The sequence below is a fragment of the Phytobacter sp. MRY16-398 genome, from assembly GCF_003925915.1.
Classification (GTDB): domain Bacteria; phylum Pseudomonadota; class Gammaproteobacteria; order Enterobacterales; family Enterobacteriaceae; genus Phytobacter; species Phytobacter diazotrophicus.
Map to the genome: position 1 here is coordinate 4,827,566 of NZ_AP018756.1, position 23,579 is coordinate 4,851,144.

The 23,579-nt window shown below is 53.9% G+C and carries 20 protein-coding genes; 8 read left to right on the forward strand and 12 right to left on the reverse strand.

Annotation, left to right across the window (positions count from 1 at the left end; genetic code table 11):
• Positions 1-88: 88 nt before the first annotated feature.
• The 4 genes from frr to rpsB form a co-directional block, all read right to left on the reverse strand.
• Positions 89-646 (reverse strand): ribosome recycling factor, encoded by a 558-nt coding sequence (gene frr, locus MRY16398_RS23620; RefSeq protein WP_039078435.1) that lies wholly within the window; start codon positions 644-646, stop codon positions 89-91.
• A 152-nt stretch (positions 647-798) separates the two neighbouring features.
• On the reverse strand, positions 799-1,524 hold the full coding sequence (gene pyrH, locus MRY16398_RS23625; protein WP_039078434.1) for a UMP kinase: 726 nt from the start codon (positions 1,522-1,524) through the stop codon (positions 799-801).
• Between the two features lie 146 nt (positions 1,525-1,670).
• Positions 1,671-2,522, reverse strand: coding sequence for a translation elongation factor Ts (gene tsf, locus MRY16398_RS23630; protein ID WP_071193677.1), 852 nt, complete (start codon positions 2,520-2,522; stop codon positions 1,671-1,673).
• A 139-nt stretch (positions 2,523-2,661) separates the two neighbouring features.
• Complete coding sequence (gene rpsB / locus MRY16398_RS23635; RefSeq protein ID WP_039078432.1) at positions 2,662-3,387, reverse strand: 30S ribosomal protein S2; 726 nt, start codon at positions 3,385-3,387, stop codon at positions 2,662-2,664.
• Positions 3,388-3,764: 377 nt separating this feature from the next.
• On the opposite strand from rpsB, the gene map reads away from it, so the two are divergent.
• From map to MRY16398_RS23655, 4 genes are all read left to right on the forward strand, one after another.
• Positions 3,765-4,556 (forward strand): type I methionyl aminopeptidase, encoded by a 792-nt coding sequence (map, locus tag MRY16398_RS23640; RefSeq protein ID WP_039078431.1) that lies wholly within the window; start codon positions 3,765-3,767, stop codon positions 4,554-4,556.
• Between the two features lie 183 nt (positions 4,557-4,739).
• Positions 4,740-7,415: a bifunctional uridylyltransferase/uridylyl-removing protein GlnD gene (glnD, locus tag MRY16398_RS23645; RefSeq protein WP_039078430.1), complete on the forward strand. Its 2,676-nt coding sequence runs from the start codon at positions 4,740-4,742 to the stop codon at positions 7,413-7,415.
• Positions 7,416-7,445: 30 nt separating this feature from the next.
• Positions 7,446-8,270, forward strand: coding sequence for a 2,3,4,5-tetrahydropyridine-2,6-dicarboxylate N-succinyltransferase (dapD, locus tag MRY16398_RS23650; protein WP_039078429.1), 825 nt, complete (start codon positions 7,446-7,448; stop codon positions 8,268-8,270).
• Between the two features lie 121 nt (positions 8,271-8,391).
• On the forward strand, positions 8,392-8,781 hold the full coding sequence (locus MRY16398_RS23655) for a DUF3461 family protein (protein ID WP_039078428.1): 390 nt from the start codon (positions 8,392-8,394) through the stop codon (positions 8,779-8,781).
• Positions 8,782-8,881: 100 nt separating this feature from the next.
• Here MRY16398_RS23655 and cdaR read toward each other — a convergent pair whose 3' ends face one another.
• The 3 genes from cdaR to dgt all read right to left on the reverse strand — a co-directional run bounded on the left by cdaR (position 8,882) and on the right by dgt (position 13,300).
• The gene (gene cdaR / locus MRY16398_RS23660; RefSeq protein ID WP_039078427.1) at positions 8,882-10,039 is read right to left on the reverse strand and encodes a DNA-binding transcriptional regulator CdaR; all 1,158 of its coding nucleotides are present in this window, start codon (positions 10,037-10,039) and stop codon (positions 8,882-8,884) included.
• A 162-nt stretch (positions 10,040-10,201) separates the two neighbouring features.
• Positions 10,202-11,650 (reverse strand): serine endoprotease DegP, encoded by a 1,449-nt coding sequence (gene degP, locus MRY16398_RS23665; protein ID WP_039078426.1) that lies wholly within the window; start codon positions 11,648-11,650, stop codon positions 10,202-10,204.
• 135 nt (positions 11,651-11,785) lie between these two features.
• A complete protein-coding gene (gene dgt / locus MRY16398_RS23670) occupies positions 11,786-13,300 on the reverse strand; it encodes a dGTPase (protein ID WP_125125294.1) in 1,515 nt (504 codons plus the stop codon).
• 108 nt (positions 13,301-13,408) lie between these two features.
• Here dgt and mtnN point away from each other — a divergent pair, with 108 nt between their 5' ends.
• The 3 genes from mtnN to MRY16398_RS23685 are packed head-to-tail and all read left to right on the forward strand — an operon-like array spanning position 13,409 to position 15,538.
• A complete protein-coding gene (gene mtnN, locus MRY16398_RS23675; protein ID WP_071193676.1) occupies positions 13,409-14,107 on the forward strand; it encodes a 5'-methylthioadenosine/S-adenosylhomocysteine nucleosidase in 699 nt (232 codons plus the stop codon).
• Positions 14,100-14,900: a vitamin B12 ABC transporter substrate-binding protein BtuF gene (gene btuF, locus MRY16398_RS23680; RefSeq protein ID WP_039078423.1), complete on the forward strand. Its 801-nt coding sequence runs from the start codon at positions 14,100-14,102 to the stop codon at positions 14,898-14,900. Before mtnN ends, btuF begins: the two co-directional genes overlap by 8 nt.
• Before the next feature lie 14 nt (positions 14,901-14,914).
• Positions 14,915-15,538, forward strand: coding sequence for a TRIC cation channel family protein (locus tag MRY16398_RS23685; RefSeq protein ID WP_039078422.1), 624 nt, complete (start codon positions 14,915-14,917; stop codon positions 15,536-15,538).
• 49 nt (positions 15,539-15,587) lie between these two features.
• Here MRY16398_RS23685 and erpA read toward each other — a convergent pair whose 3' ends face one another.
• Positions 15,588-15,932, reverse strand: a complete 345-nt coding sequence (gene erpA, locus MRY16398_RS23690; protein WP_039078421.1) for an iron-sulfur cluster insertion protein ErpA — start codon at positions 15,930-15,932, stop codon at positions 15,588-15,590.
• Positions 15,933-16,125: 193 nt separating this feature from the next.
• On the opposite strand from erpA, the gene hemL reads away from it, so the two are divergent.
• Complete coding sequence (gene hemL / locus MRY16398_RS23695) at positions 16,126-17,406, forward strand: glutamate-1-semialdehyde 2,1-aminomutase (RefSeq protein ID WP_125125295.1); 1,281 nt, start codon at positions 16,126-16,128, stop codon at positions 17,404-17,406.
• Positions 17,407-17,555: 149 nt separating this feature from the next.
• Here hemL and fhuB read toward each other — a convergent pair whose 3' ends face one another.
• From fhuB to fhuA, 4 genes are read right to left on the reverse strand one after another with little or no spacing between them, the layout of a single operon-like run.
• Positions 17,556-19,538: a Fe(3+)-hydroxamate ABC transporter permease FhuB gene (gene fhuB, locus MRY16398_RS23700; RefSeq protein WP_125125296.1), complete on the reverse strand. Its 1,983-nt coding sequence runs from the start codon at positions 19,536-19,538 to the stop codon at positions 17,556-17,558.
• On the reverse strand, positions 19,535-20,425 hold the full coding sequence (gene fhuD, locus MRY16398_RS23705; RefSeq protein ID WP_125125297.1) for a Fe(3+)-hydroxamate ABC transporter substrate-binding protein FhuD: 891 nt from the start codon (positions 20,423-20,425) through the stop codon (positions 19,535-19,537). The genes fhuB and fhuD overlap by 4 nt, the downstream gene beginning before the upstream one ends.
• On the reverse strand, positions 20,425-21,222 hold the full coding sequence (gene fhuC, locus MRY16398_RS23710; protein WP_125125298.1) for a Fe3+-hydroxamate ABC transporter ATP-binding protein FhuC: 798 nt from the start codon (positions 21,220-21,222) through the stop codon (positions 20,425-20,427). The genes fhuD and fhuC overlap by 1 nt, the downstream gene beginning before the upstream one ends.
• Positions 21,223-21,269: 47 nt before the next feature.
• Entirely contained in the window at positions 21,270-23,519 is a 2,250-nt protein-coding gene (gene fhuA, locus MRY16398_RS23715) for a ferrichrome porin FhuA (protein WP_071193670.1), read from the reverse strand.
• Positions 23,520-23,579 lie beyond the last annotated feature (60 nt).

Consider the following 23,579-nt stretch of genomic DNA (forward strand, 5'->3'; position numbering starts at 1 on the left):
TCACAATATTGTGCAGATTAAAAGCAAAACGCCGTCAGCAAAGCCCCCTTGGCGGCTCTCTGTACGGCGTTTTTCGTCGGTTTTCGAATCAGAACTGCATCAGTTCTGCTTCTTTATCCGCCAGCGCCGCATCGACTTTTTTGATTGCAGCGTCAGTCAGTTTCTGCACGTCTTCCTGAGAACGACGGTCATCATCTTCACTGATTTCTTTATCTTTCAGCAGCGCTTTAACTTTATCGTTCGCATCACGACGTACGTTACGAACAGCAACGCGCGCTTGTTCAGCTTCGCCACGAACAATTTTGGTCAGGTCTTTACGACGTTCTTCAGTCAGCGGCGGCAGCGGAACACGAATGTCGGTCCCGGCGGAGCTTGGGTTCAGACCGAGGTCGGACGCCATAATGGCTTTCTCAACGGCCGGGCCCATAGAACGATCGAACACGTTGATTTTCAGCGTACGGGAGTCTTCTACCGTTACGTTCGCCAGCTGGCGCAGCGGCGTCGGAGTACCGTAATACTCAACGACGATACCATCCAGAAGGCTCGGGGAAGCACGGCCAGTGCGCACTTTGCTGATTTGGGTTTTGAATGATTCTACGCATTTTTCCATGCGCACTTCAGCATCTTTTCTGATATCGCTAATCACGTTACGAATCCTTGAAATCTTGTCTCAGGCAAACCATACGCCACTTGAGTGGTTAGTATAGTCTCGTTCAGTACAAGGCACCGTGAAGATGCCCGACAGAACTGCTAAATAAATTAAGGCGGAATCTTACCCTTATTTGTTGCTTACGGGAATTATTCCGTAATCAAAGTGCCTTCATTTTCGCCCATTACCACACGACGCAACGCGCCCGGCTTGTTCATGTTGAACACGCGGATAGGTAATTTATGGTCGCGGGCCAGGGTAAAGGCGGCAAGATCCATTACTTTCAGTTCTTTATCAAGAACTTCGGTATAACTGAGCTGATCGTACATGGTCGCAGCCGGATCTTTTGCCGGATCGGCAGTAAACACGCCATCAACCTTGGTGGCTTTCAGTACGACATCCGCTTCTATCTCAATGCCGCGCAGGCAGGCAGCGGAATCAGTCGTAAAGAACGGGTTACCCGTACCGGCACTAAAAATCACAACACGATTGTTACGCAGCAGGCTGATCGCCTCAGCCCAGCTGTAATTGTCACACACGCCGTTCAGCGGAAATGCGGACATCAGGCGGGCATTCACATAGGCGCGATGCAGCGCGTCGCGCATTGCCAGGCCATTCATGACCGTAGCCAGCATGCCCATGTGGTCACCCACCACGCGGTTCATACCCGCTTTCGCCAGGCCAGCCCCACGGAACAAGTTACCGCCACCAATTACCACCCCAACCTGAACACCCAGTTCAACAAGTTCTTTGATTTCTTGCGCCATGCGGTCAAGGATGCTTGCATCAATACCGAAACCTTCGGAACCCTGCAGGGCTTCGCCGCTCAGCTTAAGCAGAATGCGTTTATAGACGGGTTTTGCATTGGTAGCCATGTTTCTTTCCTGAGACTGTCAACAATTAGACGGGTTTAAATCCGGCGATATGATACGTCGCCTGTCAGCGCAAACACTATAGCGATTGGCTGATTTTACTCTGACGGGAACAAAAAGAAGCCGCCCTCAGGCGGCTGCTTTAATAATTAAGACTGCTTGGACATTGCAGCAACTTCTGCTGCGAAGTCAGTCTCAACTTTCTCGATACCTTCGCCCACTTCGAAGCGGATGAAGTTAGTCACATCAGCGCCCTGCTCTTTCAGCAGTTGGCCAACGGTTTTGCTCGGATCCATAACGAAAGGCTGACCCGTCAGAGAAACTTCGCCGGTGAATTTCTTCATGCGGCCTTCAACCATTTTCTCAGCGATTTCTTTCGGTTTGCCAGACTGCATGGCGATGTCCAACTGAACCTGGTACTCTTTTTCTACCACTTCAGCAGACACATCTTCCGGCTTAACGAATTCTGGTTTGCTTGCAGCGATGTGCATAGCCAGCTGTTTAACCAGCTCTTCGTCTGCGCCTTTAGCCGCAACCAGAACACCGATACGTGCACCGTGCAGGTAAGAACCCAGCACGTCGCCTTCCAGGGAAGCAACACGACGGATGTTGATGTTCTCACCGATTTTAGCAACCAGCGCTACACGTTCTTCTTCGAACTGTGCTTTCAGAACTTCAACGTCAGTGATTTTGCCTGCAACAGCTGCGTCCAGAACTTTGTTAGCAAATGCCTGGAAACCACCGTCTTTCGCAACGAAGTCAGTCTGGCAGTTAACTTCCAGAATGATACCGTAGGTGCCGTCGATCTTGGTGATGATCACGCCGTCAGCAGCAACGTTGCCTGCTTTTTTCGCAGCTTTGATTGCACCAGATTTACGCATGTTTTCGATTGCCAGCTCGATGTCGCCGTTAGCTTCAGTCAGTGCTTTTTTGCAATCCATCATGCCTGCGCCAGTACGTTCACGCAGCTCTTTTACCAGGGATGCGGTAATTTCAGCCATTCTTTATTCCTCGGGAGAATTTGACCTGCCCGGTTCGAAGAACCGCACAGATATGAAAGTAAAAAAGGGGCCTGAGACAGGCCCCCTAACCAAACTTGTAACTACCTGGTTAATAAGGGCTCTAAAAGAGCAAACCTTATTATTCAGCTTCTACGAAGCTTTCTTCCGCTTGGGTAGCCAGATCCTGAGAACGGCCTTCACGGACGGTCGCAGCAACAGCATTCAGGTACAGGGTCACAGCACGGATTGCATCGTCGTTACCCGGGATAACGAAATCAACGCCATCTGGATCAGAGTTGGTATCAACGATAGAGAATACCGGGATACCCAGGTTGTTCGCTTCTTTGATAGCAATGTGCTCATGGTCAGCATCGATAACGAACAGTGCGTCCGGCAGGCCGCCCATGTCTTTGATACCGCCCAGGCTGTTTTCCAGTTTCTCAAGCTCACGAGTACGCATCAGCGCTTCTTTCTTGGTCAGCTTGTCGAAAGTACCGTCCTGAGACTGAGTTTCCAGGTCTTTCAGACGTTTGATGGACTGACGAACGGTTTTCCAGTTAGTCAGCATGCCGCCCAACCAGCGATGGTTCACGAAGAACTGATCGCAGCTGTTTGCAGCTTCTTTTACCGCTTCGCTTGCAGCGCGTTTAGTACCAACGAAAAGGATTTTACCTTTACGAGAAGAGATCTTGTTCAGTTCAGCCAGAGCTTCGTTGAACATCGGTACAGTTTTCTCAAGGTTGATGATGTGAACTTTGTTACGCGCGCCGAAGATGAAAGGCTTCATTTTCGGGTTCCAGTAACGGGTCTGGTGACCGAAGTGAACACCAGCCTTGAGCATGTCGCGCATGGAAACAGTTGCCATGGTAAAAACCTCTATAGATAAAGTTGGGGTTAAGCCTCCACGTATCCCATATTACCGACCCCGAAGGGCACCCCGGAATATGTGCCGATACGTGTGTGTTATTACACAAAGTGAGATTTGGTCGCCTCAGTTCCGAAGAGGAACGGAAGTCCGGCGCGCTTTATACCATAAACAGGCGTCAGACTCCAATAATTGTTGGCGTTACGCACGGTACTGAACGATGAATTTCCTGTTACAGGAGGCATAGCAGTACACGGGCGGCACGAAAGACGAAGTTCAGAATGATTCTCAATTTGGCACAGGACTCGTCAGACTGTTACCATTGACAGCACTTAGACTAGTATTGTCGAAAAATTCGACGCTGATGGACAGAATTCATGGCTATCTCAATAAAGACTCCAGAAGAAATTGAAAAAATGCGCATCGCCGGCCGTCTCGCCGCCGAAGTGCTGGAAATGATCGAGCCGTACATTAAGCCCGGCGTAAGCACCGGTGAGCTGGATCGTATCTGTAATGACTATATCGTTAACGAACAGCACGCCATCTCCGCCTGCCTTGGCTATCACGGCTTCCCGAAATCCGTTTGCATATCTATTAATGAAGTGGTTTGTCACGGCATTCCGGACGACGAAAAACAGCTCAAAGATGGCGATATCGTCAACATCGACGTGACGGTGATTAAAGATGAGTACCATGGCGATACGTCGAAAATGTTTATCGTCGGCAAACCTACTATTTTGGGTGAGCGTCTGTGCCGTATCACTCAGGAGAGCCTCTATCTGGCGCTGAGAATGGTGAAACCGGGCATCCGTCTGCGTACCCTCGGTGCAGCCATTCAGAAATTCGTGGAAGCGGAAGGTTTCTCTGTCGTCCGTGAATATTGCGGCCACGGTATTGGTCGCGTTTTCCACGAAGAGCCGCAGGTGCTGCACTACGATGCGGATGACGGTGGCGTAGTGCTGCAGGCCGGTATGACCTTCACCATTGAACCGATGGTGAACGCAGGCGATTACCGTATTCGTACTATGAAAGATGGCTGGACGGTAAAAACCAAAGACCGCAGCCTTTCCGCGCAATACGAGCACACAATTGTGGTTACCGACACAGGGTGCGAAATTCTGACCCTGCGTAAAGATGACACTATCGACGCCGTGTTAACCGCCGCTTGATAGTATTTAACGGTCCGCGTCGCGGGCCGTTGTTTTCTCCCCCCGCCCCGCTCTACGTCATAGATATAAACGACTTTTCATTTCTCGTTATCTCTTCTAATTTGTCGCATATGTCTTCGCATCCCGAACGCTCTCTGGTTCGGCTATGTCGCGTCCTGCCTTCAACTTATGGGTGGCCTGTTAATGAGCAATACATTTTCTGAACAATTCATCAGTACGGTGAAACCCACCCTTCCGGGTCAACCGGACTATCCCGGGAACTGGCCACAGGACGAACTGAATTGCGCCGCCATCAAGGCGCATATCGATACATTTCAGCAATGGCTGGGGCATGTTTTTGACGCCGGCCTTTCTGCCGAACAACTGATAGAAGCCCGCACGGAATTTATCGATCAGCTCCTGCAACGCCTGTGGCTGGAGTATGGTTTCGGCGACATCGGCGATACCGCGCTGGTTGCCGTGGGGGGCTACGGTCGCGGCGAACTGCACCCGCTGTCGGATATCGACCTCCTTATTTTGAGCCGCACGAAATTGCCTGACGAACAGGCACAAAAAATCGGTGAACTGCTCACGCTCTTATGGGATGTGAAGCTGGAAGTCGGCCACAGCGTGCGTACGCTAAGCGAGTGTCTACAGGAAGGGCTTTCCGATTTAACGGTCGCCACCAATCTGATTGAATCCCGCCTGTTAATTGGCGATGTTGCCCTGTTTCTTGAACTGCAAAAGCATATTTTCAGCGAAGATTTCTGGCCATCGGAAAAATTCTTCCCGGCAAAAGTGGCCGAACAAAACGAGCGCCACCAGCGTTATCACGGCACCAGCTACAATCTGGAGCCCGATATCAAAAGCAGCCCTGGCGGCCTGCGCGATATCCACACCCTGCAATGGGTCGCACGTCGCCACTTTGGCGCAACGTCCCTGGATGAGATGGTTGGGTTTGGCTTTTTAACCGAAGCCGAACGCAACGAACTTAACGAGTGTTTGCACCTGCTCTGGCGTATTCGCTTCGCCCTGCACCTTGAACTCAACCGCTATGACAACCGTCTGCTATTTGACCGCCAGCTCAGCGTTGCTCAACGCCTGAATTACGTCGGTGAGGGGAATCAACCGGTCGAGCATATGATGAAGGATTTTTTTCGCGTTACTCGTCGCGTGACCGAACTGAACCATATGCTGTTACAGCTCTTTGATGAAGCGATTTTGGCGCTCACCGAAGATGAAAAGCCACGCGCCATTGATGATGAATTCCAACTACGCGGCACGCTGATTGACCTGCGCGATGACAATCTGTTTATCCGCGAGCCACAGGCCATCCTGCGTATGTTCTACATCATGGTGCGTAACAGCAGTATCACCGGTATCTATTCGACCACCTTGCGCCATTTACGCCATGCGCGACGCCACCTGACGCAGCCGTTGTGCTATATCCCCGAAGCGCGGTCAATATTTCTTAGCATGCTCCGCCATCCCGGAGCCGTGAAGCGTGGCCTGCTGCCAATGCATCGCCATAGCGTTTTGTGGGCTTATATGCCGCAGTGGTCGCACATTGTCGGGCAAATGCAGTTCGACCTGTTCCATGCCTATACCGTAGACGAGCACACCATCCGGGTAATGCTGAAACTGGAAAGTTTCGCCAGTGAAGAGACGCGTCAGCGCCATCCGCTTTGCGTGGAACTGTGGCCGCGCCTGACGCATCCCGAGCTTATCCTGATCGCTGCGTTGTTCCACGATATCGCCAAAGGACGCGGGGGCGACCACTCCGTGCTTGGCGCACAGGATGTGCTGAAATTCGCCGAATTACACGGTCTCAACTCCAGGGAAACACAACTGGTTGCCTGGCTGGTGCGCCACCACTTGCTGATGTCTGTCACCGCACAACGCCGTGATATCCAGGATCCGGAGGTGATCAAACAGTTCGCCGAAGAAGTGCAAACAGAAAACCGTCTGCGCTTCCTGGTGTGCCTGACAGTGGCTGATATTTGCGCCACTAATGAAACCCTGTGGAATAGCTGGAAGCAAAGCCTGCTCCGCGAACTCTATTTCGCTACGGAAAAACAATTGCGTCGCGGCATGCAAAACACGCCGGATATGCGCGAACGCGTGCGGCACCATCAGCTCCAGGCGCTGGCGCTGCTGCGTATGGACAATATAAATGAAGAGCAACTGCATCAGATTTGGGGACGCTGTCGCGCCAACTACTTCGTCCGCCACAGTCCAAATCAGCTTGCCTGGCACGCGCGGCATCTGTTGCAACACGACCTGAGTAAGCCATTGATCCTGCTCAGCCCGCAGGCCACGCGCGGCGGTACCGAGATTTTTATCTGGAGTCCGGACAGGCCTTATTTGTTTGCCGCCGTCTGCGCCGAGCTGGACCGGCGCAACCTGAGCGTGCACGACGCACAGATTTTCACGACCCGTGATGGCATGGCGATGGATACATTTATCGTCCTGGAACCAGACGGTAGCCCACTGTCGCCGGATCGTCATGACGCCATCGGCTTTGGCCTGGAACAGGCGATTACACAGCCCAGTTGGCAGGCACCGCAGCCGCGTCGTCAACCAGCCAAGTTGCGCCACTTTACCGTCGATACGGAAGTGAATTTCCTGCCGACGCATACAGACCGAAAAAGTTTCCTGGAGCTCATCGCGCTGGATCAGCCAGGGCTGCTGGCCCGCGTGGGCAAAGTGTTTGCGGACCTTGGCATTTCGCTGCACGGGGCGAGAATTACGACAATTGGTGAGCGAGTAGAAGATTTATTTATAATCGCGACTGCCGACCGGCGTGGCCTTAATAATGAGCTGCAAAAGGAGGTACAACAACGGTTGACAGAGGCCCTCAATCCAAACGATAAAGGGTGACGTGTTTTTTTATATGGAAAGAGTTTAACAATGCAGCAGTTACAGAACGTTATTGAAGCCGCTTTCGAGCGTCGCGCAGAGATCACCCCGGCAAACGCAGATACCGTTACCCGTGAAGCGGTTAACCAGGTTATTGCCCTGTTAGATTCCGGCGCGCTGCGCGTCGCAGAGAAAATTGATGGTCAGTGGGTCACTCACCAATGGCTGAAGAAAGCCGTACTGCTCTCTTTCCGCATTAACGATAATAAAGTTATCGAAGGTGCGGAAAGCCGCTACTTCGATAAGGTACCGATGAAGTTCGCCGACTACGACGAAGCGCGTTTCCAGAAAGAAGGCTTCCGCGTCGTGCCACCCGCGGCGGTGCGCCAGGGCGCGTTCATTGCCCGTAACACCGTGCTGATGCCGTCTTATGTGAATATCGGCGCTTACGTCGACGAAGGCACCATGGTCGATACATGGGCGACTGTCGGTTCATGCGCGCAGATCGGTAAAAACGTTCACCTCTCTGGCGGTGTCGGGATTGGTGGTGTTCTGGAGCCATTACAGGCGAATCCGACCATTATCGAAGATAATTGCTTTATTGGCGCACGTTCCGAGGTAGTAGAAGGTGTTATCGTTGAAGAAGGTTCCGTGATCTCCATGGGCGTGTACATTGGTCAGAGTACACGTATTTATGACCGCGAAACGGGCGAAGTTCACTATGGCCGCGTACCAGCGGGTTCCGTTGTTGTTTCAGGCAACCTGCCGTCTAAAGACGGTAAATACAGCCTGTACTGCGCTGTCATCGTGAAAAAAGTCGATGCCAAAACGCGTGGTAAAGTCGGCATCAACGAACTGCTGCGCACCATCGACTAAGTCATACCCTCTCCTGATTCGGGAGAGGGTGACATATCCCGCCTTTTTTGCATTTCCAGGTGGCGAAAATAGATTTTTTCGTTAATTATTCATAGGTTATGTTGAGCTTAAGGGTACCGCTATGTACGATAATCTGAAAAGTTTAGGCATCACCAATCCTGATGAAATCGATCGCTACAGCCTTCGTCAGGAAGCAAACAACGACATTCTGAAAATCTATTTCCACAAGGACAAAGGCGAGTTTTTTGCGAAAAGCGTAAAGTTTAAATATCCTCGTCAGCGCAAAACGGTGGTCGCGGATGGTATCGGTCAGGGATACAAAGAGGTGCAGGAGATCAGTCCAAACCTGCGCTACGTGATCGACGAGTTAGATCAAATCTGTCAGCGTGATCGGACAGATGTGGATCTGAAACGGAAGATCCTGGACGATCTCCGCCATCTGGAAAGCGTTGTCGCGAATAAGATCAGCGAAATTGAATCCGATCTGGAAAAACTGACGCGCAATAAATAATGCGGGAGTGACGCATTCTGATGCCCTCACCCCGTCCCTCTCCTGGCTGGAGAGGGCGCAAACACTAAAAAGGCAACCCAGGTTGCCTTTTTGCTTTCATTTACCGCTGTTCATCCAGTTGCAGCGCCACATAGAGCAGCAACCTGTCGTCAAAGTTCCCCAGATCCAACCCGGTGAGTTCAGAAATACGGTTCAGACGATATTCCAGCGTATTGCGATGAATAAATAACGCCTTTGACGTCGCCAGCGGCTGAACATTGTGGCGGAACCATGCGGAAAGCGTACGGCGCAAAAGGCCATTATTATCCATCGCTTTAAGACGCTGCAGCGGGCGGGAAAGCTCATTCGCCTGCCAGCCGCCGCGTAAACTGTCGAGCAGCACCGGCAGCATCAAATCCTGATAGAAGTAACTACGGCTTTCCGGCATGCGCTGTTTCCCCACCATCATAGTGGTGCGCGCAGTACGGTAGGAACGAGCGATACTGCCCGGCCCGGTAAAGTAGTTACCCAGCGCAACGCGAAAACGCAACTGACCGTTCTCTTTCATGCGCTGAATCAGTTGTTCAACGCGCTTACGATGATCTTCGGCATCCCAGCGACCAAACTGATTCAGTGCCGGTTTAAGCACCACCATTTCGGTCAACGAGACAATCGCAATAAGGTTGTTACGCTCAGGCGTGGTCAGGGCATTTTGCAATTGTTGGAGTTCCGCCATCGCGCTGTCCACCCCCAACTGCCCGCTATCGACCTCCACCACGGCAACCACACGCGGCTGATTTAAATCGATGCCCAGACGCTGTGCCCATTCGGTAAGTGCTGGGGTATGCTCTTCTGCCTGAATCAGGTTCATTACCAGCTCTTCACGCAGACGACTGTCCTGAGCCAGCAGGTGCATCAGCCGGGATTGTTCCAGCATCATTTCGGCGGTCATGCACACCAGCTCGCCATATTTGCGCAACGACTCAGGCTCACCCGTCAGGCCAATAACGCCGACGATTTCCCCTTCCAGACGCAACGGCAAGTTGATGCCCTGACGGACCCCATGAAGGTGACGGGCCACCGCATCATCGATATCCACCACGCGCCCTTGCGCCAGCACAAGCAACGCGCCTTCGTGCAATTCCCCAATTCGCTCGCGATCGCCGCTACCAATAATGCGGCCACGAGCATCCATCACGTTAATGTTTGTATCTATGATGCGCATAGTGCGCGCCACGATATCCTGCGCCATTTTAGTATCAAGATGCCAGCCAGCCATGTAACCCTCCCGTGAGCAGAGCACAAGCATATGGGAGATAATTACGGGGCGCACTGTGCAAATGCACAAAGCAGGCGGTGGAAGTATGGAGTTGTGGAAGGCCTCACAAAATCTGAGGAGAGCGCCCTCTTCTCCCGAATGGAAGAAGAGGGCTTAAGCGGGTTACTGCATCAGCAGATAGATTGAAGTATCACCACGCTGAATATTCAAAGCAAGGACCGAAGGCTTGCTGTCGATGATTTTGCGCAACTCGCCAAGGTTTTTCACCGGTTGCTGGTTAGCCCCCACGATGATATCCCCTTTCTTAAGACCAATGCGCGCAGCAGGCGTGTTGGCTTTCACCACGTTCACGACAACGCCCTCATCTTTACCATTGTTGCTCATTTCAGCGCCTTCAATGCCGCTGAAAATATTGCCGGACTCGACCTGATTTTGGCTGCTCTGCTGCAGTTCAAGGCTCACATTCACCGGTTTACCGTCGCGAACCAGACCCAGTTGCACTTTGCTGCCGATAGGCATAGAACCCACTTCCGCACGCAGCGCGGCGAAGCTGCTGATTGGTTTGCCATTCAGCGAAGTAATCACATCACCGGCTTTCACACCTGCTTTCGCAGCCGCAGAATTTGGCATGACCTGGCTGACAAAGGCACCGCGCTGAGCATCGACTTTCATCGCTTTCGCCAGCTCAGAGTTCAGTTCAGTCCCCATGATTCCCAGCTCGCCACGACGTACCTGGCCATACTGCACCATCTGCGCCGTCAGGTTTTTCACCATATTACTTGGGATAGCAAAGCCGATACCGATGTTGCCGCCATCCGGAGCGAGGATGGCGGTATTGATACCGATCAGTTCACCATTCAGGTTAACCAGCGCACCGCCGGAGTTACCCCGGTTGATCGCCGCATCGGTCTGGATAAAGTTTTCATAGTTTTCCGCATTCAGGCCGCTGCGACCCAGCGCAGAGACAATACCTGAGGTCACGGTTTCACCCAGGCCAAACGGGTTACCAATAGCCACGGTATAATCACCGACGCGCAGAGCGTCAGAGTCAGCCAGCTTAATAGCCGTCAGGTTTTTCGGATCCTGAATTTGCACCAGTGCGATATCGGAACGCGGGTCTTTACCAACGATTTTGGCATCGAATTTACGGCCATCGCTCAACTGAACTTTAATTGAGGTCGCATTATCCACCACGTGGTTGTTTGTCACGACATAGCCTTTAGCTGCGTCAATGATGACACCGGAACCCAGAGCCATAAATTTCTGTTGCTGAGCGCCATCACCCCCGGGGCCACCTTGCCCGCCCGGAGCACCACCGCCCTGACAGAAAGGCGAACTCTGGAAGGGAGAACCGTCCTGGCAGAACGGGGAATTATCACCGAAGAACTGCTGGAAATTACGCGGCATACGCGGCGTATTAACCGTGGTGCTGCCTTCTACGTTAATACTTACAACGGATGGCATGACCTGTTCCAGCATGGGCGCCAGGCTTGGCATCTGCTGCGAAGTCGACACCGATGAGGCGGTTTCAGCAGCCATCACGGAAACAGGGGACAGCGCCAGGCTTAAAGCCAACGCCAGTGCACTCATTGCTAAAGTCGTTTTTTTCATGTCTCTCAATCTCTTTACTGGTAACGCAAACGGCTGTGTATGTATCACTCAGAGTCGCTTTATAGCGTGAAGTTCCGGGATTAAGTTTTTGGAAAAAGTAAAAATTTATTGTCCGTCTTTACAATTCCCAACCGATTATTCCACCGCCATCAAGCGGCGGTATTCATCCCATGCATATAAATCTGTCATTCCGCTGATATAGTCCTGGATGAGCCGACAACGGTGATAATATTCCAATATCGCGAAGTCGCTCCCTTCCGGGGATAATTTGCTCACAGCTTCAACGTAAGCCAGTCGATGGCGCGTTGATAACTTCTGGAACAAGCGTGATTCAATCGGCAAACGTCGCACGCGATCTTTTTCCACAAGCTCTGAAAAATCCGCCAGAGATAATTGCAGTAGCGGACGATAAATCTCCAGAAGCCCACTGATTACGCGATATCCCTGTAACTCCAGTTGTTCAACATCGGGATGACTAAACACCTCTTTAATGGCGACATTTTTATAAAGTTCAAGGAGCTGGCTATAATCACTGTCATCTTCCAGCAGGGCGTGATTGAATTCTCCGCTGAATATTTGCGGTAGGTTTTCAATAAATCGCTGCGCGGCATAAGGCACAAGTTTATTTAAGGTATTTACACGTAAATACATAAAGAACTGATCTTCGGCGCTACGGCTTAATGAATTTGCGCGGGATTTCTCCCAGGCGTTCTCCACTACCTGAGAGAACAAAGAACCTTTACTGTGTTCACCCCAGGCCTCATAGAGATGCTGATAGAGTTGCTCTGCGGTAAAAATGCGCTTTTCCACCGCATCTTCAAGGTCAGCTACGCAATAGGAAATATCATCAGCAGCTTCCATTATCCAGGTCAGTGGGAAACGACTGTAAGTATCGAGCTCAAGTTCTTTACGCAGCCGGGCGACATACGTCTCTTCGGAAAAATAAAAACCCGGCTTTTTCATTAAATAACTGTGGGTGGATGGCGGTGGACCACTCCACCAGGCAGGCCGGGTATATTTTAAGATACAGCCCACCTGTGCCCAGGTCAGATTCATGCGCATCAGGGTGTGAACCAGACGAATACCCTGCGCATTTCCTTCAAAATGGCTGAGATCCTGGCGCACCTTACGACGTAGCGCATTGAGAGCATCTTCCCCCTCCCGCAGACGCAGCGCCACCACTTCGCAGCGATCGTCCGTCAGAGGCTGGCTGGCAGCATCCTCTGGCGCCAGGCGCTGACGAAACCAGTCATTGATTGCCGCCTCGCCAAAATGACCAAATGGCGGATTACCAATGTCGTGCATCAGGCACGCCATCTCAACAATGCTTTCAAAAGGGCCGGTAAGTTCATCCAGGCCATAGGTTTCAAGCAGACGAAGCTCTTTCAGGCGGCTTAACACCTCTTTGGCGATGTAACGCCCAACCTGCTGCACTTCCAGCGAATGGGTCAACCGCGTGCGCACCGCCGCGTTACGTTCCAGGGGGAAGACCTGCGTTTTTTGCTGCAGACGGCGAATCGCCGCCGAGTTGATTATCCGCCCGCGATCGCTTTCAAAAATGCGCAGGATTTCGCGCTCAGTTTTCACGCCTTGTGGCGAACGGTAGCGACGATGCCAGTTTATTTTTTTGCGAAAATCGATCTCAGCCATTTCCTCTCCTGTCAGCGAGGCGTCACGGGGTATCATGCAATTGTGTATGCCATGATAGACTATGCCCTGTAAACGTATCCCTGTCTTATCACATTAGCGAGTATCTCCATGAAAATTGGCATTATTGGTGCAATGGAAGAAGAAGTTACGCTGTTGCGTGACAAAATCGAAAATCGTCAGACGCTGACCATTGGCGGCTGTGAAATTTACACCGGTACGCTGAATGGTACAGAAGTCGCCCTGCTGAAATCTGGCATCGGCAAAGTGGCCGCCGCAATGGGCGCAACACTGCTGCTGGAACGCTGCAAGCCGGATGTGATTATCAATACAGGTTCCGCTGGTGGTCTGGCGTCAACCCTGACAGTCGGCGATATCGTGGTCTCTGACGAAGCACGCTATCACGACGCGGACGTCACAGCATTTGGCTACGAGTTCGGCCAGTTGCCCGGTTGCCCGGCGGGCTTTAAAGCAGATGAAAAACTGGTTACTGCGGCAGAAAGCTGCATTAAACAGCTCAATCTGAACGCGGTTCGCGGTCTGATTGTCAGCGGTGATGCCTTTATTAACGGCTCCGTGGGTCTGGCCAAAATTCGCCATAACTTCCCGCAAGCCGTAGCCGTTGAAATGGAAGCAACCGCCATTGCGCATGTCTGCCATAACTTTGGCGTACCCTTTGTGGTGGTGCGCGCCATCTCCGACGTGGCCGACCAGCAATCCCACCTGAGCTTTGATGAGTTCCTCGTGGTTGCTGCGAAACAGTCCAGCCTGATGGTTGAGACACTGGTGCAGAACCTGGCACGTGGCTAAATATTTGTTCAGGGCGCTGGCCGCCCTGCTTATTTTTGCTTCGGCGTGGCTTTGCGCCGCGCCGCGCGTGATCTCCCTCTCTCCTGCGAATACGGAAATGGCCTTTGCCGCTGGCATCACGCCTGTGGGCGTCAGCAGCTATTCAGACTTTCCCCCTGAGGCGAAAAAAATCGAGCAGGTTGCCACCTGGCAAGGGCTCAACATCGAGCGGATTGTGGCGTTAAAACCCGACGTCGTCCTCGCCTGGCGCGGCGGCAATGCGGAACGTCAGGTCGATCAACTGGAACGGCTGGGTATCAAGGTGCTGTGGCTGGATTCGGTAACCATCGAACAAGTCGCAGAATCTTTAGCCGGGCTCGCACAATACAGCCCACACCCCAAACAAGCACAGCAGGCATCAACTGAGCTGCTGGCCCAGTATCAGGCGCTGAAAAAACAGTATGCCGGGCAGACGAAAAAACGGGTGTTTCTGCAGTTTGGCGGAGAACCGCTTTTCACCAGCGGTAAAGGCTCGCTGCAAAACGAAGTGCTGGAACTGTGCGGGGGCGAGAATATCTTTGCCGCCAGCCGGGTTCCCTGGCCCCAGGTGAGTCGTGAGCAAGTGCTGGCGCGCGAGCCCCATGCGATCGTGGTAGCAGGAAATGTGAGCGAAATTCCTAAAATCGAACAATTCTGGCACAAACAGCTCGATATTCCGGTCATTCCGCTAACCAGCGACTGGTTTGAGCGCGCCGGTCCGCGTATTATCCTCGCCGCTCAACAACTCTGCCCTGCCCTGGCGCAGGTGAAATAACCGGGGATTAAACCATGCTCGTCTACTGGCTGGATATTGTCGGTACCGCTGTTTTTGCCATCTCAGGTGTGCTGCTTGCCGGAAAACTCCGGATGGATCCTTTTGGTGTGCTGGTATTAGGCGTGGTAACCGCCGTCGGTGGCGGCACGATCCGCGATATGGCGCTCGCCCATGGCCCTGTATTCTGGGTGAAAGATCCGACCGACCTGGTGGTGGCAATGGTCACCTGTATGCTGACGATTTTGCTGGTTCGCCAGCCAAGGCGTCTGCCGAAATGGGTGCTGCCAGTGCTTGATGCCGTCGGGCTGGCCGTGTTTGTCGGTATTGGGGTAAACAAAGCGTTTATGGCTGGCACCGGGCCGCTGGTCGCAACGGGTATGGGGGTGCTGACCGGTGTTGGCGGTGGGATTATTCGTGATGTGCTGGCACGCGAAGTACCGATGATCCTGCGAACGGAAATCTACGCCACCGCTTGTATCATTGGCGGTATTGTCCATTCAACAGCGGCTTACTCTTTTGATGTGCCGCTGGAAAACGCCGCGATGCTTGGAATGGTGGTCACATTGGGCATTCGCCTTGCCGCCATACGCTGGCATCTCAAGCTGCCGACATTCGCGCTGGATGAGAATGGCAGATAGCAAAAAGCCGTGTCACTGACACGGCTTTTTTGTGGCATCCGAACAGGGATCAGATGCTGAATGAGGATCCGCAACCGCAGGTGCTTGTTGCGTTCGGGTTGGTCACCACAAAACGGGAACCTTCCAGACCTTCGGTATAATCAACCGAACCACCCACCAGATATTGCAGGCTCATCGGGTCAACAACAAGGCCTACGCCCTGTTTCTCAATGGTCATATCGCCATCGTTGATCTGGTCGTCAAACGTGAAGCCATACTGGAAGCCACTGCAACCGCCGCCCGTAATGTAGACACGCAGTTTCAGGTTCGGATTGTCTTCATCCGCAATCAGGTTTTTCACTTTACTGGCTGCTGCGTCGGTAAACTGCAGCGGCAGCGCTACATCGTCACTCATTTTTCGCTCCCATTCATACTGCGATCTGGGCAAATAATAACCCGATCATTTTGGCTATTATCTATTACCCTGGTTATTCGTTCAAGTATTCTCCCTCTGAGGTGGCTATCCTTTCCGTGCGCAATACTTTTATCCTCTTCCAGGAATCCCTTAGAATAAGCCCCATTGTTTTTAACAAACCAGGAACGATTTCATGAGTAAGTCAGAAAACCTCTACAGCGCCGCACGCGAACTTATCCCCGGCGGCGTTAACTCGCCGGTACGCGCCTTCACCGGCGTAGGAGGCACGCCGCTGTTTATTGAGCGCGCTGACGGCGCTTATCTCTACGACGCCGATGGCAAAGCTTACATTGATTACGTCGGCTCCTGGGGTCCGATGGTGCTGGGTCACAACCATCCGGCTATTCGCAATGCGGTAATTGAAGCCGCCCAGCGCGGTCTGAGTTTTGGCGCGCCGACCGAGATGGAAGTGAAAATGGCCGAACTGGTGACTCAACTGGTACCGACCATGGATATGGTGCGTATGGTGAACTCCGGTACCGAAGCCACCATGAGTGCGATTCGTCTGGCTCGCGGTTTTACCGGTCGCGACAAAATCATCAAATTTGAAGGCTGCTACCACGGCCACGCAGACTGCCTGCTGGTCAAAGCGGGATCCGGCGCATTGACGCTGGGCCAGCCAAACTCTCCGGGCGTGCCGGCGGACTTCGCCAAACATACCCTGACGTGCACCTATAACGATCTGTCGAGCGTCCGCGACGCTTTCGAGCAATATCCGCAGGATATCGCCTGTATCATCGTTGAGCCGGTCGCGGGTAACATGAACTGTATTCCGCCGAAAGATGACTTCCTGCCGGGCCTGCGCGCGCTCTGTGATGAGTTCGGCGCGTTGCTGATTATCGACGAAGTGATGACCGGCTTCCGCGTCGCGCTGGCGGGTGCGCAATCTTACTATGACGTCACGCCGGACCTGACTTGCCTGGGTAAAATCATCGGCGGCGGAATGCCGGTGGGCGCATTTGGTGGCCGCCGCGACATTATGGAAGCCCTGGCGCCGACAGGCCCGGTCTATCAGGCCGGTACACTTTCCGGCAACCCCATTGCCATGGCCGCTGGTTATGCCTGCCTGACCGAAGTGTCGCAGGTGGGCGTGCATGAAACCCTCAATGATCTGACGGCATTGCTGGCAGATGGCCTGATTGATGCAGCGCGCGGCCAGGGTATCCCACTGGTGGTCAACCACGTAGGCGGCATGTTCGGTCTGTTCTTTACCGATGCGCCGGAAGTGACCTGTTATCAGGATGTGGTGGCCTGCGATGTGGAACGCTTTAAGCGCTTCTTCCATCTGATGCTTGAAGAGGGTGTCTATTTTGCGCCATCAGCTTTCGAAGCAGGTTTTATGTCCATCGCGCATAGCGAAGAAGATATCCGCAATACGGTTGATGCAGCACGCCGCGTGTTTGCGAAGCTGTAATTTCTGACGAGACAGGTGTCGCCTTGCGTGGCACCTGTTCAGCCAGAATCGTATCCCGGATAAGGCGCTTGCGCCGTCATCCGGGACACGCCCTGGTGGCGCAACGCTTACCAGGGCTACAAATCAGGGCCGCACCGGCGACCCACCGCTTATCGGCTCTGCTTTCTCAACAAATAGATAAAATACGGCGCGCCGATAAAGGTCGACAGCAGTCCTGCCGGGACCTGGTAGGGAAACATCATCATCCGCCCGCACCAGTCGGCAAACACCAACAGAAGCCCACCCGTCAGCGCAGACATAACGATATGCGGCATGGTACGGCGAAAACCCATCATACGCGCGATATGCGGTGCCATCAGGCCAATAAAACTCAGCGGACCAATGGTCATCGTTGCGGTTGCCGTTAACGCCGCCGCCAGCAGCAATAGCCCGATACGTGATGTGGTCAACGCCATCCCCACCGAACGCGCCGTATCACCGCCCAGCGGCAATACCGTCAGCCAGCGACGACATAACGGCACCAGCGCGAGGAGCACGACCATCATCAGGCCCGTAAGCATCACCTGCTCAAAGGTCGCGTGATAGGTCGAACCGGAAATCCACGTCAGGATCTTCGCCATACGCGGATCGCCGCTTGCCTGCAACATCATCAACAGCATGGTGAACGCGGTACTGAGCGCCATCCCGGCCAGTAGCATACGGTGCGGAGAAAAGCCCCCGCGACCGGCGGCAATCAGAATGACCAGCAGCGTAATGGCCGCACCGAGACTGCCGGCTGGCATCAGCCAGCCAAACGCATTCCCCGGCACGAAGAACAGCATGACCACAACACCGAAGGCCGCTCCGGCGCTGATCCCCAGCACTTCCGGGCTTGCCATCGGGTTCCCCGTCAGGCGCTGAATAATACACCCGGCTACCGCCAGCATGATCCCGGCCGTCAGCGCGGCGATAATCCGCGGCAAACGCCACTGCATTAGATCGTCGAGCATCGTACCGCTAATCCAGCGCCAGCCTTCCGCGTCGCGTCCGAACGAAAGAGCCACCAGTACACCCAGTAGCAATACAACCAGCCCGGCCAGCGCAAACCATTGCACGTTCTGCCGTTCCGTGGGGACATTGTCCCCGACATCCATCGAAGGCGCGCTCATGCTGCGCAAACGCGGCAGCAGCCACAGTAACAGCGGCGCGCCAATCAGCGCCGTCATAGATCCTGTGGAGACCTCTCTCCATACGCGGGCAAGCCACAGGATAAGCTGGTCAGATAGCCAAAGAATCAGGGCGCCAATCAGGGGGGCAAGCATCAGACGCGCCAGCAGACGCCGCGCACCGAGCATTTTCGCCAACAAAGGTGCAAACAGGCCGATAAAGCCGATAATCCCGACCGCATTCACCAGCAGTGCGCTGAGTACGATCGCAAGCGTAAGCGCGGCCAGACGCGCCATTGATAACGCGAGACCAAGATTGCGGGCAACGCCATCATCCAGCCCCATCAACGTTAATGGTCGCAGCAACAGCAGGGTGAGCACCACGCCGCCGATCAGCTGCGGCCACAGGCGCTGCACGCCGCTCCAGTCGGTCTGGGTAAGCGTACCGGTGCTCCACAGGAACATGCTTTGCAGCGCATCGTGGTGGAAAATCACCAACAACTGGTTGACCGCCCCGCAGTAGAGGCTCACCACCAGCCCTGCCAGAATGAGCGTCACCGGAGAAAGCCGTTTGCCCCAGGCAACCCCAAACACCAGCGCGCCAACCACACAGGCGCCGGCCAGCGCGGCAAACTGCGTGGTCAACGCACCCGGAAGCGCCCAGAGCGTGACGACGGTGATGCCCAGTTGCGCGCCGGTAGAGACCCCAAGCGTTGTAGGTTCTGCCAGCGGGTTACGTAAGACCTGCTGGAACAGTACCCCCACCAGCCCCAGGCCAGCCCCGACTAACAGCGAAATCACCAGTCGTGGCAGCAGGCTGTAATGGAACAGCATCTGTTCAATCACATCAACGTTGGGCGAGAAAAGCGCCTGCCCCCACTGTGCACGGGGAAGTGCGGCATTCAAATTCAGCCAGGTTAGCCAGGCACCAGCAATGAATAACACCGCCAGTAGCAGGCCCGGCAGTAACGCAAACGGTCTTCTCATGCTTTGCCCCCGAGCGCGTTATCCAGAACACGCACAAAGTGCATGGCAGAGAGCGTCGCGCCATAGAACCAGACGGCAGGTACGCGCTGGAATCGGCCCGCGCGAACAAATGGCATCGCCTGCCACAGCGGGGTCGCCATCAACTTACGCATATCAGCATCATTACCGTGGTCAAAACAGAGAACATCGACGTCTTTATACATCGCCAGGCGATCAATCCCCACGGCGGTGCTTCCCCAGAACGAGGTTTCCCCCTGCCAGGCGTTTTGAATACCAAACTCATCCAGGATTTCCTGGAACAGGCAGTTGCGGGTAAAGACCAGCATGTGGCGTGCATCCAGCAGCGTCATCATCAGCAACGGGCGTTCGCCACGCGGTCTGAAGTGCGGTTTTCTGTCGGCAATAAAGCTATCGAAGGTATCCAGATGCGCTTTTGCCGCCGCTTCCATATGGAATAGCTGTGCCATCTCGTTGAGGGATTTTCGTGCCGTCGCCAGCGGTTTCTTACCGTCGCTAAAATTGAACCCCTGCCCCGGCGCGATTCTCGCCAGTACATCGGCAGAGGGGCCATAGCCGGCAGACCAGACCAGGAAAGAAGGTTTCATCTGCGTAAGCAGTTCCAGATTGGGCTCCGTGCGCAGCCCAACGTCAATCACCCCGGCGGGGAGCGCAGGCTCATTCACCCACAGATTGTAATTGGGAATATCGGCAATGCCGTAAGGTTTAATCCCCAGCGCCAACAGCAGTTCGACCGGCAGCCACTCCAGACCGACAATCCGCTGCGTGTCGATTTCCGCGGCATGCGCGCTGCGCATCTGCCACAGCAAAGGAGAGAGCGCCATCATCGTCAACAGGCGACGACGGCTAATCATGTTCAGGCCATCCATCAATAGACAAAGCTCACCGGGGCAGCACCTGACGGGTGAGGAAGAATCCCCATCGGGATACCGTAAATTTGTTCGAGAGTCTCCGCGCGCATGAGTGTATCCGGGGTCCCCTGGGCAATCATTTCACCGGCGCGTAATGCGACAAGGTAATCGCAATAGCGCGCCGCCATATTAATATCGTGTAACACGGCAATTACCGTCAGCCCGCGTTGCTGGCTTAAACGATGCACCAGCGCCAGCACGTCCACCTGATGAGCGATATCCAGCGCCGAGGTCGGTTCATCCAGTAGCAGACAACGGCTATCCTGTGCCACCAGCATGGCAATCCATGCACGCTGACGTTCGCCGCCGGACAGACTATCAACCAGACGATGCGCCAGTGGTTTGAGTCCAACCAGCGCTATCGCCTCTTCCACTTTCTCTCTGTCAGCCACACCAAAACGGCCCAGCGCGCCATGCCACGGATACCGACCAATCGCCACCAGTTCACGTACCGTCATACCTTCTGCCTGAGGCAACTGCTGCGGCAGATAGGCCACCTTACGGGCAAAGGATTTACTGCTCCAACTTGCCAGCGGCTGTCCGTCGAGCAGAACATCTCCCTGCGAAGGCGGTTGATGACGCCCCAGCATTTTCAGCAGTGTGGATTTCCCTGAACCGTTATGCCCGATAAGGCCAGTGACTTTACCAACCGGAAAGGTCAGAGAAAGGGGATGCAGCAGCGTGCGGCCAGGCACACTGAATGTGACGTCGGTGAGTTGAAACGTGGTATCGGGAAGCGCGTTGTTTTCCTGCATGAGTGCCAACTTTTAAAAGGGCACGGCGAACCGTGCCCGAAGAGAGATTAGAAGCGGAAGGTTGCTGTCGCCACCACCTGGCGCTCAGCCCCCCAGAAGCAACCATAGGTATTAAAGCAGCTTGCGACGTACTCGCGATCGAACAGGTTGTTCACGTGTAACGCCACATTAGAGCCCGCCAGGCCTACACGCGCCAGATCGTAACGCACCAGAGCGTCAACTAACGTGTAGCTCCCCACTTTGAAAGAGTTCGCCGGATCGCCCTGGCTGGAACCGGTAAAGCGAGCGCCGGTACCCAGCGTCAGACCAGAGAGCGCGCCATCAAAGATGGTGTAATCGCCCCACAGAGATGCCATGTGTTTTGGCACCTGGGCAGGCGTGTTGCCTTTGTAGTTGGTATCGGTAGTGTACTCAGCGTCGGTATAGGTATAAGAACCGACCACATTGATGCTGGCAGAGAGTGCCGCTTTCGCTTCAAGCTCAACGCCGCGCGCACGGATTTCGCCGCCTTCAACCGAGTAGAAAGATCCCGCCGGATCGCCCATCAGGTTGTTGGTTTTGGTCAACTGATACACTGCACCGGTCAGCACAATCGGACGATCTTTTGGTACGTATTTCACGCCCGCTTCGTACTGCTTACCTTTAGACGGTGCGAAAATCTTGCCATTCTGGCCCGTCGTGGATGCCGGTTCGAAGGATTCGCTATAGCTAAAGTATGGTGTTACACCATTGTCGAACAGGTAGTTAACGCCACCGCGCCAGGTGAACTGCTTATCGTCACGGGTGGTTTGTATGCCAGTGGTACGGGTCAGGGTTTCCTGCTTCGCCCAGTCATAACGCCCCCCGAGGGTGACCAGCACTTTGTCCCACTGCGCCTGATCCTGCGCATACACACCGGTCTGTTTCTGTTTATTCAGCACCTGATAAGGACCTGAGTTAGTCAGATCTTTGGTACCGAAATCGAAATCAGAAGAGACAGGGTTGTAGAGATCCAGCAACGGAACAGAGTTGTCATAACCGAACCAGGAGTCGATATCATTACGCATACGCATAAAGTCAACGCCAGTCAGCAGGGTATGATCTACATCGCCAGTGGCGAATTTGCTCTGCAACTGAGTATCCACAGTGAACGTCTGCAGGCGTTCGCTATCAACGACGTATTTACGTGCCAGATAGTGGCCTTTATCCGCTGCAGAGAGCGCATTACAGCTAGCGTTAAAACCATTGGCTGAATCTGAGCAGACGCCGTAACCATAGACGCTATTCTGCGCGACTTTGTTTTCCGCGTAACGCAGGTTCTGGCGCAGCGTGAAGGTATCGTTAAAGCCATGTTCGAAGCTGTAACCCACCATTTTCTCATTACGGGAATAGGTGTTGTTCTTCGCGCCTTCGTTGAAGTCGGTCGGCAGACGGGAGCCATTTGGCAGCGGCTGAACGGTCCCCTCTTTCGGTAACCAGCCGTAGTAACCCGTATCCGGTTCGTTCTGGAAATAAGAAAGGAATGTGAAGTTCGTTTTGTCATCAGGACGCCAACTGAAAGACGGCGCAATGGTGTAGCGCTGCTCTTTTGCCCCTTCCTGTTGGGCGTTAGCGGAGCGTGCCAGACCGGTCAAACGATAAGAATAAACGCCGTCGTCATCCAGCGCGTCGCTAAAATCAAAACCTGTCTGGTACAGGTTATCGGTGCCCATCTTGAACTGCACTTCATACAGCGGCGTCGTTGTCGGACGTTTGCTGACCATGTTCAGTAACCCACCCGGGCTGCTCTTACCGTACAGCACAGAAGCCGGGCCGCGCAGGATTTCAGCACGTTCGAGCATGTAAGGATCAATCACCGCGTCGTTGTAGAAGTTGCCCTGCATCTTCATACCGTCGAGGTAGTTATTCTGACTCTGGTTATCTGCGGCAAAACCACGAATGACAAGATAGTCATAGGTATTGGATGCGCCACGCGTCCCCACGGCGACACCCGGCGTGTAACTCAGCGCTTCCTTCACGGACTTCGGCTGATGCAGGGCCATCTCTTCGCTGGTTACCACGGAGATAGACTGCGGGGTCTTCTCAATCGGGGTGTCGGTCTTGGTCCCCGTCGCAGAGTGGCGCGCGGCAATCGTTGCCGCCGGGCCCCAGGCATTTTCCTGCCCCGCCGTGCTGCTGGAGGTTACGGTAACGGTTTCTTCAGGTTGGGTCGTTGCAGCCTGTGCATAGACAGACATGCCGCTAACCGCTGTGGCTACAACTACTGCGAGTTTACGCAGTGAGGTGTTGACTGGCTGAGCAGTTTTTAGACGCGCCATTGTTTGTTCTCTGACAATGAGTGAATGATAACGTAAACGATAATTATTATTATGACGGCA